Raw genomic sequence first — 16,590 nt, 5'->3', positions numbered from 1 at the left:
CACGTCCGTAAACGCGGGCGGACCTCCTTCCGGAAAAAGAATTCGATTGAACCTGAACGGTCTTTACGTTTATCCGGGGCTCATCAACGCGCATGATCATCTTTTAAGCACGTATCTTCCGAGAGTCGCTCCGAGCAAACCCTACTTAAACTGGCTTCCTTGGGACAACGATCTGAAATCTTCGATCGTATTTTCGGAAAGACAACAACTCGATCCGGAACAACTTTATCTTTTAGGTTCTTATAAGAATCTCATCTCGGGCGTCACTTCGGTTCAAGATCATATTCCTCATTTCGTTCAAGATCCGTTCGTCGAAACGATGCCCGTGAGAATTCTCCACAAATACGCGTTATCGCACAGCATCTGCACGTATTCCTTAAACTGGGGGGACGGACCCAGGGAAGAATATGCAAAAGCTCTAAAGAACGACATTCCTTACATAACTCGAATCGCCGAAGGATTCGATTCCGAATCGAGGGATTCTTTGAGAACTCTCAACAAGTTGGGATGTCTCGGAGAACACACGGTTCTCGTTCACGGCGTCGTATTATCCGAATCGGACATCGCGTTGATCGCCGAAAAAAAATCTCATCTGGTTTGGTGCCCCGAAGCGAACCAATTCTTATACGAAAGAACCACCGATATACGAGACGTATTGAAACACGGAATCAACGTAAGCCTGGGAACGGATTCGAGCGTCTGCGGATCGCTCAATCTTTTGGAGGAAATTCGAGGCGCGCGAAAATTTTATCAAACGGAATACGGAGAGGATCTTTCTCCCAAAACACTTTTCGAGATGGTTACGTCTAATCCTGCAAAGGCTTTTAGAATCGAAAAACAACTCGGAAGCATCGAAGTCGGAAAAATCGCCGATTTAGTGATCCTTACCCGAAATTCCGAAGATCCGCATATCAACCTCTGCGAATCCGACTTGAATAGCGTTCGACTTGTCGTTCGGGACGGAGTTCCCGTTTACGGGGATGCAAGTTTAGAATCTTTTTTTGAAGAATCCGGCGCGGCCGTGGAAAGAATTCGCATCGACAATGCCGATAAATATTTGGTAGCATCTCCCGGAAAACTCCTGGAATCCCTTGTCATCTCCCTTGGCTACAAAAAGGATTTGGCATTTTTCCCCGCACAGAAAGAATTTGATAACTTTGAGTAGGTAATCCATTGGCCGGTCCGATCATCAGAAATTATAAAGGCGGATCCATCATATATTTTGAGAAGGATAAAGCCGAGGATATTTACGTCCTAAGGAACGGTCGCGTCATCCTTACTTTCCCCGCCGTGGACACCGGACAAGAGGTAAAGGAAGACGTTCGCATCGGAGAATTCTTCGGCGTTAAATCCGCTCTCGGAAAATACCCCAGAGAAGAGACCGCCCAAGTAATCGGGAGCGCCACTGTCCTCGTTTTTAAACCGAACGAGTTCGAACAATTCGTCGCCGAAAAAACCCACCTCATTCTTAAGATGATGAAAGTTTTTTCCAGTCAGCTCAGACAGGTTCACAAAAAACTCAAAGAAATTTTAGGCCAATCCGATACGCGCAATCCCGCGTTCGAGTTGATGAACGTCGCGGAAGTTTTTTACAAAAACAACAATCTTCCCCACGCAGTATATGCGTTTGAAAAATATTTACAAAATTACCCGGGAACCGCTTACACGGGACGCGCAACGGAACTTCTCGAACTCGCAAGAAGAGGAAGTCCGTTTCCTTTAAACATGCCTCCGTTGGTTTACGAGGGCGGAAGCAGAGTCACTCAAGAGACTCTTCAGAACATCATGAAACCCGCGGTCGAAAAATCTACGATCACCGCAGGCGTCGATAACTCCATCACTTCGCTTTACAACCGCGCGCATACTCTCGTAAACGTGGGAAAACACGGGGAAGCGATGGTGATCTACAAGGATCTTCTCAACCGGACCGATTTCAAATTCGATTCCGAAAAGAAGCTGGTGGAGAATTCCCTCTTCCAACTCGGCGTCTGTCTTTTGAAACAAAACGATCTGGACAACGCGAATTCTTCCTTTTCGACTTATATCAAAAAATATCCTTCGGGAGAATCGATCAAAGAATCTCTCTTTCATCTCGCGGAAATCTCCGAACTCCAAGGGGATCGTCAAAGAGCGAGAATGTTGTACGGTAAGGTCGCGCTTCTGCCGCCCGAAAAGGACAGCATCTCCCAAAAGTCCAGATTGAAGGCCAAGGAGATGAGTACCTGATGGATCTGATGCTCGAATCCATGTTTTCCAAGTTCGGTAAAACGTATGAACCGAATCAAATCATCTTCTGCGAAAACGAACCCGGAAACGACTTTTATCTGATCCAATCCGGAAAGGTGAAGATCGTAAAAACCGTTCCGAACCCGACGAAAAAAGAGGACTATCTCATCAAAACCTTGGATATTCTCGAACAAGGGGATATTTTCGGAGAGATGGCGATTTTGGAAGAACAACCCAGATCCGCGACCGCGATCGCGATTTCGGAAGTAAAGGTGTTGAACTTCAACCGCGCGAATTTCGAACTTTTGATGACCAAAAATCCGATGTTGGCTTTGAAGATTCTCACCATCTTTTCGGTTCGGATCAACGACGCCAAAAGAAGACTTTTGATTCTTCTTATGGACGATATCCAAGGAAAAGTCGCGGACGTTTTCTTGATGCTTTACGAAAAGATGCACGCGCACAGCGATTTCAAGGAGATCGTTTTGAACGTTTCGCAACACGACGTCGCCGAATGGTGCGCGCAACCGGTAGGAGAGGTTCAAAAGGTTCTCAACACCCTTTCCAAGAGCGGAAAAATCGAACTTTACGAAGACAAAATTGTTATACACAATATCGCCGACTTCCAGAGAATAGTCTCACAAAAACGGAAACCGAATTCTTAAAAGCTCCCGTAGCTCAGGTGGACAGAGCAGAAGTTTCCTAAACTTTTGGTCGGAGGTTCGAATCCTCTCGGGGGCAAAACCCGCCGAAGGATACTCTTGTGGATTGCAGGGAAAGAATCGCAACCGATCCAAGCCATGCAACAACATCCAGATTCCATTCTCTCCCTGCTTAAAAAGTCAGAGGAATTCCTAAAGAAAAAAGAAATTTCCAGCGCGAGACTCGACGCCGAAATTCTATTGGCCGACCTACTCGAACTACAAAGGGTAAAACTCTACGTAAACTTCGAACGACTTCTCACCGAAACGGAAAAAAACGCGTATCGGGAAAGAATCGTGGACCGTTCCAAAAACAAGCCCACGGCTTATATCATCGGACAAAAGTCGTTTTACAATTCCGTGTTCTTCGTAAACGAAAACGTTCTGATCCCGAGACCCGAAACCGAGGAGCTCGTGGAAAAAATCCTTTCGGATTTTAAGGAGAATGGAACCGGACAAAACGTTCTCGATCTTTGTACGGGAAGCGGTTGTATCGGAATCAGCCTCAAACTCGCGCGGAAAGACTGGAGCTTAACGTTAAGCGACATCTCAAAGGAAGCTCTGGAAATCGCGGAGAAAAACGCGGACAAAATTCTAGGCGAAGAAAATCACATTCAACTTTTGGAAAGCGATTTGTTCAAATCCATTTCCGGCGATCTCAAATTCGACGTGATTGCGACCAACCCGCCGTATATTCCTATGACGGATAAGGATTCGATGATGAAGGACGTAATCGACTACGAACCGCATCTGGCTTTGTTTCTGGAGAATCCGAAAGAATTCTTAACTTCTCTGATCGCGGACGCGCGCGCGCGTCTCAACGAAGGCGGAAAATTCTATATGGAAACTCTTCCTTCTTTGGCGGAAGAACTCGTTTCCGATTCGATCGCAAGGGGTTGGAAGGAAGGAAAGGTGGAAAAGGATCTTTCCGGAAAAAACAGATTCGTCGTTTTGACGAAGTAAGTCGTGTTTTGGTTTAGATTTCGGTTGGGGTTCGTAAGATCCTTTTAGGCGAAATGCAGGAGTTCCTACTTTTATTGGTAAGGACGACGAATGAAACTGCGAGGGCTTTCTTTTCGTATGAGTTCCTACAATTCTTTGATTCCAAAAGAAAAAGCCGGGGTTCAACGCCCGGCTTTTTCTTTCCAATTTAGAAAGAATCGATTTGAAACGAATTCGGTTTAACTCGAATCCGTCTCCATTTTAAAGAAAAATCAAATCGCCGAACTTCCTCTTTCGCCGGTTCTGATGCGGATCACGTCTTCGAGAGGAGTGATGAAAATCTTTCCGTCTCCGATTTTTCCGTCACCGGTTTTTGCCGCTTTGAGAATCGCGTCAACGGTCGGTTTCACGAACTCGTCGTTTACGGCGATTTCAAGACGAACCTTTCTCAAAAGATTCACTTGATATTCGTGTCCGCGGAAAACCTCAGTCTTTCCTTTTTGTTGACCGTAACCTTGAACGTCGCTTACGGTAAGTCTGTAAATTTCGTTCTTGGTCAATTCTGCCTTAACCTCTTCCAATTTATGAGGCTGGATGATAGCAACGATTAATTTCATATAATCTCCTTATTAAAATTCTTCAGTAACGTAAATTAAAGGATATAACCTTTTTCACCGTGGATCTCGGAATCCAAACCGGTGATTTCTTTCTCTTCGGAGATACGGAATCCAATCGTTTTATCGATTAAGAACACGAGGATTACGGACACGATGAAAGAATAAGCGCCGGTAGCGAGAACGCTGATTACCTGAACCAGAATCTGATCTCCCTTAGTCGCAACGCCTGCGCCGAGTGAAAGAGTGAAAACACCGGTAAGAATCGCGCCTAACGCACCGCCCACGCCGTGAATACCGAACGCGTCCAAGCTATCGTCGTATCCGAGTTTTCCTTTCAGGAGAATCGCACCGTAACATACGGGGCTCACGATAAGTCCCATGATGATCGCGCCTTGAACGCCTACGAAACCGGATGCAGGAGTGATCACAACCAGACCGGCAACGATTCCGGAAGCGGCGCCGAGAGCGGTCGCTTTTTTAGTGTGAATATACTCGATCACGAGCCAAGCCACACCGGCCGCCGCGGGAGCGATTAAAGTTACTAAGAAAGCGCGAGCCGCAATTCCGTTTACCGCAAGACCGGAACCCGCGTTAAATCCGAACCAACCGAACCAGAGTAAACCGGCGCCGATCAAAGTATAAGTAAGATTGTTTGGAGCGATCAAAGCAGGGCCTTCTCCCTTTCTCTTTCCGAGAACGATCGCAGCGGCAAGCCCCGCGATACCGGAAAGTAAGTGAACCACGGTTCCACCTGCGAAATCGAGTGCGCTCATTTTAAAGAGCCAGCCGTCCGCCGCCCATACCCAGTGCGCGACCGGATCGTAAACGAGTGTGGACCAAAGAAGAATAAACACGACATACCCGCCGAGTTTCACTCTTTCAGCGATCGCGCCCGAAATCAGAGCCGGAGTAATCAATGCGAACATTCCCTGAAAGAGGAAGTGAACGTATTTAGGAATCGTAAGTTCCAAAGTATTCTCGTCGATTCCGTTGAGGAAAGCGAGATCAAAATTTCCGAAGTAAGGATTGGTTCCGGAAAAAGCGAAGCTGTATCCGAAAATGGTCCACTGGAGCGTTAACACCAGAATCGCAACAAAGCTGTGCATCATGGTAGAAAGAACGTTTTTAGATCTTACGAGACCGCCGTAAAACAGAGCCAGTCCGGGAATCATAAAAAACACGAGAGCCGATGCAACGATCATCCATGCGGTGTCTCCTTTATCGGCTACCGGAGTCGGCGCCGCCGCAGGAGCGGTTGCTTCTTGTCCAAATAAAACAAATGGAAGAAGCAGAGTGAGCAATAAGAGTAGTCTCTTGGTCCAATTCATAATCATTCTCATCCCAAATCAATTTGCCTACATTAATGCAAGATTGGTACCAAATGGAGAATTATTTAAGAATTCTTAAGAATGGAAAGAATCCCCGGAAAACGTAGGAGATCCTACACTTTTGGGACTATAAAACGAAATTCAAAAGAAAACAAGGTCGGAACTACGAAAGATACAAAATGCACAGTTTATAAAGTACCCCAAATTGCCCAAAAAACTGGCAAATTTTCAGATTTTGCTCTTTCTCTATAGAAGATGCTAACAAAATCCAAAAACTGCTATTATTCTAAGGAGAATCGCAAACCGAACTTTAAGTAGCTTTCTATAGATGCGGAAGAATTTGAATTCAAAGAAGAATCCAAACGGGCCATTGGATTGTAATCCAAAAACAAATGAGAAGCCGCGGACTTTGCAAATCGAGGATGAAATAAATACGCGTCGAAAACGTTGATTGCGTATAAAAACACGGTAAAAGCGATGGACATCTGATAATTGTGATAGTTGTCGTTCACATTCTTTCGTTGTTCTTCGAAAGGTTTATTGTATAAGTAAAGCGCTGCCGGATCGGAAAAAGAAGGAATCGGAATCAGGGTTTCATACGGATTGTTCATGTGATTCAGATCTCTGACGGAATTTTTATAGATCTGATTCTCGCGATAGACGAGATAAAGTGAACCGACAAATAGGGAAGAATAGACGATGGCGGGTAACTTTCTTTCGTCGGTCCATTGTCCCCAACCGGGAAGAACCGCCGATCTCCAAGCGACGCTCCAAGGACTCAAACCCTTTTGTTGAAGACGCGACAATCGTTCCTGTTCCTTTTTTTGCGCGTCCGCGTCTTTTGCCTGTTTTTCCACGAGCTCTTGTTTTTGTTTTTCTTCCTTGGCTTTTTTGGAAAGTTCCTCTTCCTCTTTTTTCTTATCTTCCTGTTCTTTCTTTTTTTGTTCCTTTTCTAACTGTTTCGCTTCCTCTTCTTTTTTAATGCGAAGAGCTTCTTCGTTCGAAACGTCCTTATATACGATTTTTAGAATACGAACTTTGGGAATTTCCTGACTCTTTCCATCCTCGGTTTTAACGGTAACATTAAACGCGTTCTGAGCGGCGACCTTTCCCTTCAGAACGCTTCCGTCTTTGAGAATGATGGATTCTCCCGAAATAAATGTCGGGAAAAAACAGAGTAGAAATAAGAAAAGGAAATAACTTCTTGCAGACATGTTAACTACGGAATGCTTTCCATAAGGAAACAGTCGAACTATAATTTGAAAGCAATTTTTTCTACATTCTAAAAATTCCATACTTAGGATATTCCGGTCTTTTGGAATGATCCGCGTAAAGAGCGATTCCTAATATATCCCTCGTTCTCGCGGGATCAATCACACCGTCGTCCCAAAGTCTTGCGGAAGAATAAACACAAGAGGATCTGCTTTCGTAATCATCTAAGATCGGTTTTCGAAACGCGAACTGTTCCGCTTCGGAAAGTTTTTTCCCTTCCTTTTCGAGTTGTTCCATCTTTACTGTGAGAAGAACGTTAGCCGCTTGTTCGCCGCCCATTACGGAAATTCTCGAGTTCGGCCACATCCATAAGAATCTAGGATTGAAAGCCCTTCCGCACATTCCGTAATTTCCGGCTCCATAAGAACCGCCGATCACCACGGAATACTTGGGAACCACCGAAGTGGAAACCGCGTTTACCATCTTGGCTCCGTCCTTTGCGATTCCGGAGTTCTCGTATTTTTTTCCCACCATAAACCCTGTGATGTTTTGAAGAAATAACAGGGGAATTTCTCTTTGATTGCAAAGTTCGATGAAGTGAGACGCTTTGAGTGCGCTTTCCGAAAACAAAACTCCGTTGTTCGCGATGATTCCCACCATCTTCCCGTAAATTTTTGCGAAGCCGGTTACGAGAGTGGTTCCATAATACTTTTTGAATTCTTGAAACCGGGAACCGTCCACGACCCTCGCGATAATTTCGCGCACGTCATACGACTTTCGAATGTCTTTCTGAATGATTCCGTAAATTTCTTCGGAAGGATACAAGGGTTCTTCCCAACTGATTCCGCCTCTTTGTGCGACGTTGCCCGCGTGATGCAAAGTGGAAACGATGTTTCTCGTGATCTCGATCGCGTGCGCGTCGTCTTCCGCGTAATGATCGGTTACACCCGAAATCGTGCTGTGAACCAAGGCTCCACCTAATTCTTCGGGAGTTACGATTTCGCCGGTTGCGGCTTTTACGAGAGGAGGACCGCCCAAAAAGATCGTTCCGTTTCCTTTTACGATGACCGATTCGTCGGACATCGCGGGAATATACGCGCCGCCCGCAGTACAACTTCCCATCACGACGGAGATCTGAGGAATTTTCTGTGCGGAAAGATTTGCCTGATTGTAAAAGATTCTTCCGAAATGATCCTTATCCGGAAACACTTCGTCCTGCATCGGAAGAAAGGCCCCGCCCGAATCCACGAGATAAATACAAGGGAGAAAATTCTGAAGCGCGATGTCTTGTGCGCGAATATGTTTTTTGACCGTAAGAGGATAATACGTTCCGCCTTTGACGGTTGCGTCGTTTGCGACGATCACACAATCGACTCCGCAGATTCTTCCTATGCCCGTTAAAATTCCGGCGGAAGGAACCGAGTCCGCGTAAACGCCTTCGGCCGCTAAGGGTGAAAATTCCAAGAACGAAGTTCCCGGATCGATGAGAGAGGAAATTCTTTCCCTTGCGGTTAATTTTCCTCTTCCTTTGTGACGTTCGATCGCTTTTTCACCGCCGCCCAATTCGATCTTTCGAATCAGTCCGCGTAAAGAATCCACCTTCAGTTTTAAATCTTCAAAATTCTCTTTATACTCCGATGAGGACGTACGTATTTTGGATTCTATGATTTCCACAAAACCCTCCGGATTTTTATTTTTTTACTTTTGATTCGTATAGAATGCGGATCAGTTCGGTTTCGGATAACGTGAGTTCTCTGTTTCTTCTCGCCATAATTTTGCGAGCGTCCCTTAAAAACAGATCGAGAATATAAGGTTGTCCCGATTCCGCCCAGGTAAATGGAGAAACGTATCCGCCGATTCTGGAAGCGACGACGTTTGACCCGAAGTCGACCACGGTTCCCGTGTTCAGCATAACTCCGATCGCGATCTTACAATAGTCCGCGATCACGGAGCCGAACTTGATGGAACCGGTGATACATTCGTCTTGTTCTTCCCTGATTTTTACGACACCGTAGTTGTTCTTTAAGTCGGACGTGGTCGCAAGCGCGCCTATGTTCACCCAACTCCCGAGAATGGAATGTCCTAAAAATCCTTCGTGATGTTTGTTCGTAAAGTCTCCGATCAAACAGGTTCCAACTTCTCCGCCGATTCTACAAGTCGAACCGATGCTTGTTGCGCCGGTAATTCTCGCGTTGTCGATATGGGAATTCGGTCCTATATAAACCGGACCTTCTATAAAAGTGAAAGATGTGATCTTCGCGTCTTTGTCGACGACGATCGGTCCGTTGGTCGTATCGAAAACGACTCCCGGATAAACTTTTGCGGAAGGATGAACGTGAAGATGTTTCGATTTTCCGACCACGTGAAAGTGATTCGATTTCACTTTCAGTTTTCGAATCCATTTCTGAACGTCTCTGCTGAGTTCGAGATCGGCCTCGATGTTCTTCGCCGTTCCGTCGATCAGGTTCCAAGGAAGACAGGATTCCGGAGATAAAACGAGATCCACGTCCTTTTCGTCGTATGCGGAAAGTTTCGGATTTCTTTCCAAGAACGCCTGTTGAAACGCCGGATTCGAATGCGCATAGAATATCTTTGCGTCCGGATACAGCTCCTTCGTTCTTTGGAGCGAATTGAGAATTCCGTTTCGAATCTCGGAAAAAGATCGGATTCTCGTTAGGGATCTTAAACCCGCCGGAACCTCTCTTTCGTCGATGAGAATTCTCTGAATCTTCGACATGGCCTACTCTACGGTAACGGACTTGGCGAGGTTTCTCGGTTGATCCGGAGGACAACCTCTCGAAATCGCGGAGTAATATGCGAGAAGCTGTAGAGGAATCACGTTTAGGATCGGACTCAAAATCTCGGAACATTCCGGGATCTCGAAAGAATAATCCGAAAGCGATTTCGCTTCGTGATCTCCTTCGGTTACGATCGAAATGATGATTCCTTTTCTTGCTTTGATTTCCTGAATGTTGGAAACCATCTTCGTATAAATTTCGGATTTAGGAGCGATACAAACGACCGGAACTTCGTTCGTGATCAGAGCGATCGGTCCGTGTTTGAATTCTCCACCGGCATAACCGGAAGCGTGAATGTAGGAAATTTCCTTCAACTTCAACGCGCCTTCCATTGCGACCGGATGATTGTAAGTTCTTCCTAAGAAGATAAAATCCTTCGCGTTCGTAAAGTGAGAAGACATCTCTTCGATCTTGCTCGCCTGAGCGAGAATCCGATCGATCTTCGCGGGAAGAAGACGGATCTCTTCGATGAGAGTTTTTTTCTCTTCGTCGCTGATGAGCCATTTGAGGTTCGCCATATAAATGGAGAATAAAAGAAGATTCAAAACCTGAGCGGTAAACGCCTTTGTACTCGCGACTCCGATTTCCGGTCCCGCATCGGTTCTGATATAAGAATCGGATTCTCTTGCGATCGTGGAATTTACGTTGTTCACAAGAGAAACGACTTTGATGAACTTCGCTTTCGCTTCGTGAATGGAAGCTAACGTGTCAGCCGTTTCGCCCGATTGGGAAATTCCCATAATGAGCGTATCGCCTTCTACGACCGGGTTTCTATAACGGAATTCGGAAGAAGCTTCCGTATCCGTTTGAATCTTCGCGAAATTTTCGAGATAGTGTTTCCCGATCATTCCCGCGTAATAACTGGTTCCCGCGGCTTGGATGATGATACGATTGACTCTGGAAAGAACGTCCTTGTTGAGTTTGATCTCCGGGAAAACGATATCACCGTTTTCTAATATTCTTTCTTGGATGATTTTACGGAAGATCCCCGCTTGTTCGTGGATTTCCTTGATCATGTAATGAGGATAACCGCCCTTGTCCAGGTCTTCCCAACGAAGTTCCTGTTTTTTGAAAACGGGAGTGATTTCCTTTCCTTCAAAATTAAAAAGTTTGAATTCGTTTTGAGAAAAGTAACCCCATTCTCCGGAGTTTACGTAATACACTTCTTCGCAGTTTCTGGTAAGAGGAGAAATATCGGAAGCGAGGAAGAATTCTCCCTTTCCTTTACCGATCAAAAGAGGAGCGCCGTCTTGCGCGAAATAAACACGATCGGGTTCGGTTTCGAATACGGTGGAAACCGCCCACTTTCCGTGGATTCTTCCGAACAGTTCTAGGAACGCGTCCTTGTTGGACTTTCCGCTCTTCTTACTTTCTTCAAGAAGGTGTGGAAGAACTTCCGTGTCCGTCAAACTCTGAAATACGTGGCCCTTTTTCTTCAGTTCGTTTTTGAGTTCGAGATAATTTTCGATGATTCCGTTATGCACAACCGCGACGGTAGAATTCGTATCGGTGTGAGGGTGAGCGTTGATTTGATTCGGTTCTCCGTGAGTCGCCCAACGCGTGTGACCGATCCCTACGTTACCCGGAGCCGGAAATTCCCGGAGATGGGCTTCTAGATCCTTGATCTTTCCTTTTGCTTTTCTGACGAGAATATCGCCTTGATCGAGGACTGCGATCCCCGCAGAATCATAACCTCTGTATTCGAGGCAGATTAAACCTACTACAAGTACCGATTCCGCATTCTTACTACCGGCATAACCGACAATTCCACACATATTCAGGCATTCTCCATAAGCCTTCCCGCGCGGTCCAGCAGAGAATTGAGGTCTTTTTTAGTCCTCGCCTCACCTATGACTCGAATGATGGGTTCCGTGTTAGAAGGACGAATGTGAATCCAAGAATCTTCGGAAGCCAGTCTAAGACCGTCTAAAGTCTCCTCGGAATAGGAAGAAAATTCTCCCCGAAACTTTGAGTAGATATCTTGGAGATTTTTTCCGGCGATTTTAAAGCTCGTTTTCTGCATGTGGATCGCCGGAAGTTCTTCGAGGATCGAATCGATCTTCTTTCCGGTTGCGGCCATCACGTTTAGGATATGCGCGATTCCCGAAAGAGAATCTCTTCCAAAAGAAGCGATCGTAGGATCGATTACGCCGCCGTTTCCTTCTCCGCCGAAGATGGATTTTTGTCGGAGCATTTCGGAAACCACATTCGCTTCTCCGACTTTGGAACGGGAAACGGGAACCCCGTATTTTCCGGCCACGAACTCGTTGATAAAACTCGTGGAAAGATTTACGACCATATTGGCCTTTTTAGGCGTTTTTTCCAGGCTCAAAGAAAGAAAACTGAGAGGAAGAGTATATTCTTCCGAAATCGCGCCCTTCTTCGGAGTAAGAACCACAAGTCGGTCCGCGTCCGGATCCAAAGCGAATCCGATATCCGCGCCGGATGATTTCATTTTGCGTGAGGTTTGTTTGAGCGCTTCCGGAGTCGGTTCGGGCGGTCTTGGAAACGTTCCGTCGGGACTACAATGGAGTAAAATCGGCTTACAACCGAGTCTTTCCAAAAGCTCGGGAACTAACGTGCTTCCGGCTCCGTTGACCGCGTCCACGAGCACCTTGTATTTTTTCTTTCGAATTGCGTTTACGTTCACTCGTTTGAGAACGGACTCGATGTGTTTTTCACACCATTCTTTCCCGGAAACGATCTTGGAAACGGGTTTGTATTGAATGGGCCGATAAGATTGATTTCGAACCGTATCCAGAATTTGTTCCAAATCCGCCGCTCCGGTAAAGAATCCGCCGGGGCCGACAAATTTGAATGCGTTCCAGATGATCGGGTTGTGCGAGGCGCTGATCATAATTCCGCCCCCCGCTTTGGAAAGATTGACCACGGCTTTGACCGTAGGGGTCGGAACGATTCCGAGTTGTAAAACGTCTTTTCCCATCGCCTGCATCAAACCGAGGGCGATGTTTTCTATATAAGGACCGGATGGACGAGAATCTCGTCCGATTACGATTTTGGATCCTTCGATCCAGGTGCCGAATGCACGCAGAGCGTCAAAAATAACTTCAGGAGAAAGTCCTGTAGGAATAATTCCTCGAATCCCGGATACCGAAACCATCAAGTCAGGATGATTGAATACGGGGTTTTTTGTATTCATGGAGTTTTAGGGGGTTTTTTCGGAAGAAAGGGTGTGGGCGATGACAGGATCGAACTGCCGACATCCTGCTTGTAAGGCAGGCGCTCTACCAGCTGAGCTAATCGCCCTCTATAATTCCGTTTTTTTAGGCTGCGGATACCGCGTTGAGGCGTTTTGCCATTCTACTTTTTTTTCTATCAGCGTTTTTAGAATGGATCAGGTTTGTTTTAGCAGCTTTGTCCAAAAGAGAGGTGTACTCTACAAAGAGAGCAGACGCCGCTTTTTGGTCTTTTTCTTTGATGGCTTTCAGAACTTTTTTAGCTTGAGTTCTGAGCCTGGATCTATTCTGAGAATTGGCCGCATTTCTGCGTTTTGTTCTTCGAATGTCCTTTTCTGAAGACTTGATATTAGCCAAGGCTTACACTTCCTATCGAATAAGTGTTTCCAGGTTTTCTGTACCCTACCCCCTGTCAAATGAATTCTTGGAAAATTCCGTGTTGGAAACGTCATTTCTTTGAAAATTAAAAGCCGCAAAAAACTCCGCAAATTCCGCCGCGCTTTGTCCCGGAACCGCTCCAAACGGAGGATAAAAAATGATACGAAACCGTTTTGGAAATATTTTTCTGACTATTCCATTGGATCGGGACTTTTTTTCCCGTCTTCAAGTAGAAGAAGTGAATCTTTCGGAACTTGCGGAATTGGGAATTCTTCTTTTGCAGGACTTCGAAAACTCAGGGAGATGTTTTTTGTCGATGGAAAGGGAAAAAGTTTCCACCTCGTTTATAATTCAGGAAACTTCTTATTTACAGATCTTCACGTACTGCTTCCATAGTTCCCGTTCGCTCTACTCTCTCATGGAAGAAATTCTGCAAAACGTTTACTTGGATTTTTATATTCGCCCTTTTCACGAATCGAATTCTTTTCTTTTCGACGAACATCGTGCGCTTAGTTTTGATTCTTCTTCGTCCGTAAATGGGATTCTTCCCGAAGGTTTTGCATGTTAAAACGATCCGAATACATCGTAGTCGATTCCATCTCTTCCGTCGATCCAAACGCTCTTTCTTTGGATCAACTCAATCAGAAGTTCATCGATAAACAGGGAAACCGTTTCGCGCTTCGATTCAACCGAACCACTCGCAGAGCGGAGCTCGTTAGAATCACATTAGAATCTCCGAATGAAGCTCAAAAACACAAACACGTTTCTCATCCGGCTCCGCGCAGGGTTCCACAAAATGCGAATCCAAATCCTTCTCGTCCTGCAACTCCTCCTCCCGTTAAAAAGATTTCCCTTCAGGAAATCATCGCAAAAACGCAACAACAGACTTCCGTGAAAATTCCGAAGCCGAATGCGGATTTTTCCCAAAACGTAAACGAAGCCGCGGTTCAAAAAAACATCTTTCAAGAACCGGCTTGGGATCATCATAAATCCAAGGATAGTTCCAATTTGGATTTGGGGAGAATGGACCTGAATATCATGGAACATTCCGTTCCCGTCCGCAGAGATACGGGCGATTCTTTGAAAATGGAATACGGTTCAGTTTCGTCCATGAGCGACGGCAACTTGATCGAAAAAAGAATCGCCGAACTTACGAAGATCAAAGAAAGAATTCATTCCGTTCTGAACAATCTTCAGAACTCCAAAATTTTCGAAATCACCGGAGATCCTTCGGAAAACAAAAACATCATCGGAAATTTAAACCGGGAATTCGATATCGAATTCTTTCAAAAGCTGGATAAGATTCTCAACTACCACAAGGAACTTACGACGTATCCGAGATCGGTAAACTATTATACGGCAAAATACGAATCTTCGAGAAAGCAGATTCTCCAGTCCAAAAATTTGGACAGCGAAAAACTCAAATTGGTGACTCTTTGGGAAATGCAGGAGATGATGCTTGGTTTGATTCAAAAACTGAAGAAGATGGTTTTGAATACGTTGAACGTTCTCAACACGAAAAACGACAATCATATCAAACAACTTCCGTACAACCAACAGCAGATGTTCCGGGATTCCAGAACCGCGCTCTTGTATTGTTCCGAAGACGTATCTTCTTTGCTTATCTCCTTGGAAAGATGGGTCGATACTGAATAGGAGATATCTCCTATGGAACCCTTACAAAGCTCAGAAATCAAAGCCGTTCTCGATAAACTCAGGGCGGAATATACGGAAAACTCCAAAAAGAATCCGAAGGTTTTCGACCTCAAGGCATTCGAGTCCAGATTGACGATGGTCCTTCAACAAAAGGGAAGCCTCGCTCAATTTCTCAAAGACGAAATTCAATTTATAGAAACCCTCAAAGCCAAACACAAAGAACTGGAAGATAAAAAACAGGCGGCCAAGGGCGATACGATCAATAAGATTCTCGAAGAACAGGAAGCGAGACTTAAAAAATACCAGAGAATCGATTTTCATCCTTTGGCAAAACCCGAGATCCGTTATTTTTACGGAGCGATTCTTTCCTTTGCGGAATGCGAACTCCCCGCTTTGATTTATATCTTCAAAGGAACTCCGGAATTTTCCATCTTCAAAGATACGATTCCCATCATCGAAAGAATGGGAATCAGCAGAAGAGGAATGCCTTCGATTCGAATCAACGAACACGTCAAAGCGCTTCTCGACGCGAACGGAAATCAAAGCGCGATGGAAAAAGACGGTCAAAATATTTTAAAGGAAGTCTGCATCTCTCTCAAGGGAATCATCACTTCCATTCGGGAATGTATGGAAAAAAACAGGGTTTCCCAAACTCTTTCCGTGAAAATCGACGAGAAAGAATTTCCGAGAGCCGCGGAATCGTATCAGAATTTGGTTTTCGGGATTGCTCTTGAAAAAATAATAGTACGAGCTGAAACGATTATCCGGGATTTCCGGATGGCTGAGATCACCGGTCTGGGGTAAATATGAAAGTTTCCATCGTCATTCCTTGTTATAACGAAAAAAATACGATCCGCAACATTCTCGAAACGGTGAAGAAGGTTCCGATCAAAAACAAGGAAATCATTCTCGTGGACGATTGTTCCAAAGATGGAACCAGAGATCTTTTACAAACTCCCGCTCTGAAAAAACTCGCGGATCAAATCATCTTTCACGAAGTCAATCAAGGTAAGGGCGCGGCTCTCAGAACCGGCTTTAAAGCGGCGACCGGAGACATCGTAATCGTTCAAGACGCGGATCTCGAATACGATCCGTTTGAAATTCCGGACGTGATCGATCCGATTTACAAGGGTAAGGCGGACGTGGTTTTCGGAAGCAGATTCTTAGGCGGCGGTCCGCACAGAGTCGTTTATTATTGGCATCGTCTCGGGAATATGGTTCTTACCACTCTTTCCAACATGTTCACCAATATCAACTTAACGGATATGGAAACTTGTTATAAGGCGTTCCGAAGAGAAATCATCCAATCCATCGACATCAAAGAAAATCGTTTCGGTTTCGAACCCGAGATCACCGCAAAGGTCGCAAAAATTCCGGACGTAAGAATTTTCGAAGTCGGTATTTCCTATTACGGAAGAACGTATGCGGAAGGAAAAAAGATCGGTTGGAAAGACGGTTTCCGCGCGATTTACTGCATCTTGAGATACAATCTTTTTAACTGAGAATCGATTCGAAACAGCGAAGATTTCATCGAT

16 protein-coding genes and 2 tRNA genes (1 of these 18 only partly in view) are annotated in these 16,590 nt (G+C 45.3%); 9 read left to right on the top strand and 9 right to left on the bottom strand.

Going from position 1 to position 16,590, the window contains the following annotated elements; translation table 11 throughout:
• The 5 genes from LEP1GSC052_RS18575 to prmC all read left to right on the top strand — a co-directional run.
• On the top strand, window positions 1-1,165 hold the 3' portion of the coding sequence (locus LEP1GSC052_RS18575; RefSeq protein ID WP_010572762.1) for an amidohydrolase family protein. It extends 86 nt beyond the left edge of the window; the window shows 1,165 of its 1,251 coding nt (coding positions 87-1,251); its start codon lies off the left edge, out of view; the stop codon is at window positions 1,163-1,165.
• 8 nt (window positions 1,166-1,173) lie between these two features.
• On the top strand, window positions 1,174-2,226 hold the full coding sequence (locus tag LEP1GSC052_RS18570) for a tetratricopeptide repeat protein (protein WP_010572763.1): 1,053 nt from the start codon (window positions 1,174-1,176) through the stop codon (window positions 2,224-2,226).
• Window positions 2,226-2,891 (top strand): Crp/Fnr family transcriptional regulator, encoded by a 666-nt coding sequence (locus LEP1GSC052_RS18565; protein ID WP_010572764.1) that lies wholly within the window; start codon window positions 2,226-2,228, stop codon window positions 2,889-2,891. Before LEP1GSC052_RS18570 ends, LEP1GSC052_RS18565 begins: the two co-directional genes overlap by 1 nt.
• A 2-nt stretch (window positions 2,892-2,893) precedes the next feature.
• A tRNA-Arg gene (locus LEP1GSC052_RS18560) sits at window positions 2,894-2,967 on the top strand.
• A gap of 59 nt (window positions 2,968-3,026) precedes the next feature.
• Window positions 3,027-3,890: a peptide chain release factor N(5)-glutamine methyltransferase gene (prmC, locus tag LEP1GSC052_RS18555; RefSeq protein WP_040913197.1), complete on the top strand. Its 864-nt coding sequence runs from the start codon at window positions 3,027-3,029 to the stop codon at window positions 3,888-3,890.
• Between the two features lie 251 nt (window positions 3,891-4,141).
• On the opposite strand, the gene LEP1GSC052_RS18550 is transcribed toward prmC, so the two are convergent.
• The 9 genes from LEP1GSC052_RS18550 to rpsT form a co-directional block, all read right to left on the bottom strand.
• The gene (locus LEP1GSC052_RS18550; RefSeq protein WP_002619748.1) at window positions 4,142-4,486 is read right to left on the bottom strand and encodes a P-II family nitrogen regulator; all 345 of its coding nucleotides are present in this window, start codon (window positions 4,484-4,486) and stop codon (window positions 4,142-4,144) included.
• A 35-nt stretch (window positions 4,487-4,521) separates the two neighbouring features.
• A complete protein-coding gene (locus LEP1GSC052_RS18545) occupies window positions 4,522-5,814 on the bottom strand; it encodes an ammonium transporter (protein WP_040913196.1) in 1,293 nt (430 codons plus the stop codon).
• Window positions 5,815-6,095: 281 nt separating this feature from the next.
• Window positions 6,096-7,028 (bottom strand): LA_0442/LA_0875 N-terminal domain-containing protein, encoded by a 933-nt coding sequence (locus tag LEP1GSC052_RS21355; protein ID WP_010572767.1) that lies wholly within the window; start codon window positions 7,026-7,028, stop codon window positions 6,096-6,098.
• 61 nt (window positions 7,029-7,089) lie between these two features.
• On the bottom strand, window positions 7,090-8,700 hold the full coding sequence (locus LEP1GSC052_RS18535; protein ID WP_010572768.1) for a carboxyl transferase domain-containing protein: 1,611 nt from the start codon (window positions 8,698-8,700) through the stop codon (window positions 7,090-7,092).
• 16 nt (window positions 8,701-8,716) lie between these two features.
• Entirely contained in the window at window positions 8,717-9,763 is a 1,047-nt protein-coding gene (locus LEP1GSC052_RS18530) for a GlmU family protein (RefSeq protein ID WP_010572769.1), read from the bottom strand.
• A gap of 3 nt (window positions 9,764-9,766) precedes the next feature.
• Window positions 9,767-11,599, bottom strand: a complete 1,833-nt coding sequence (glmS, locus tag LEP1GSC052_RS18525) for a glutamine--fructose-6-phosphate transaminase (isomerizing) (protein WP_010572770.1) — start codon at window positions 11,597-11,599, stop codon at window positions 9,767-9,769.
• A gap of 2 nt (window positions 11,600-11,601) precedes the next feature.
• Window positions 11,602-12,984, bottom strand: coding sequence for a phosphoglucosamine mutase (gene glmM / locus LEP1GSC052_RS18520; protein ID WP_010572771.1), 1,383 nt, complete (start codon window positions 12,982-12,984; stop codon window positions 11,602-11,604).
• A gap of 34 nt (window positions 12,985-13,018) precedes the next feature.
• Window positions 13,019-13,091, bottom strand: a tRNA-Val gene (locus LEP1GSC052_RS18515).
• 17 nt (window positions 13,092-13,108) lie between these two features.
• On the bottom strand, window positions 13,109-13,378 hold the full coding sequence (gene rpsT, locus LEP1GSC052_RS18510) for a 30S ribosomal protein S20 (protein WP_020985732.1): 270 nt from the start codon (window positions 13,376-13,378) through the stop codon (window positions 13,109-13,111).
• A gap of 178 nt (window positions 13,379-13,556) precedes the next feature.
• Here rpsT and LEP1GSC052_RS18505 point away from each other — a divergent pair, with 178 nt between their 5' ends.
• From LEP1GSC052_RS18505 to LEP1GSC052_RS18490, 4 genes are read left to right on the top strand one after another with little or no spacing between them, the layout of a single operon-like run.
• Window positions 13,557-13,967: a hypothetical protein gene (locus LEP1GSC052_RS18505; protein ID WP_040913195.1), complete on the top strand. Its 411-nt coding sequence runs from the start codon at window positions 13,557-13,559 to the stop codon at window positions 13,965-13,967.
• Window positions 13,961-15,055: an LIC_10450 family protein gene (locus tag LEP1GSC052_RS18500; RefSeq protein WP_010572774.1), complete on the top strand. Its 1,095-nt coding sequence runs from the start codon at window positions 13,961-13,963 to the stop codon at window positions 15,053-15,055. Before LEP1GSC052_RS18505 ends, LEP1GSC052_RS18500 begins: the two co-directional genes overlap by 7 nt.
• A 12-nt stretch (window positions 15,056-15,067) precedes the next feature.
• Entirely contained in the window at window positions 15,068-15,859 is a 792-nt protein-coding gene (locus tag LEP1GSC052_RS18495; RefSeq protein ID WP_010572775.1) for a hypothetical protein, read from the top strand.
• Window positions 15,860-15,861: 2 nt separating this feature from the next.
• Window positions 15,862-16,557: a glycosyltransferase family 2 protein gene (locus tag LEP1GSC052_RS18490; RefSeq protein WP_010572776.1), complete on the top strand. Its 696-nt coding sequence runs from the start codon at window positions 15,862-15,864 to the stop codon at window positions 16,555-16,557.
• The last annotated feature ends 33 nt before the right edge of the window (window positions 16,558-16,590 follow it).

The sequence above is a fragment of the Leptospira kmetyi serovar Malaysia str. Bejo-Iso9 genome (assembly GCF_000243735.2).
In the GTDB taxonomy this organism is placed as follows: Bacteria; Spirochaetota; Leptospiria; order Leptospirales; family Leptospiraceae; genus Leptospira; species Leptospira kmetyi.
Note: the sequence above shows the minus strand (reverse complement) of the source record. Positions and strands in the feature narration are given on the sequence as shown.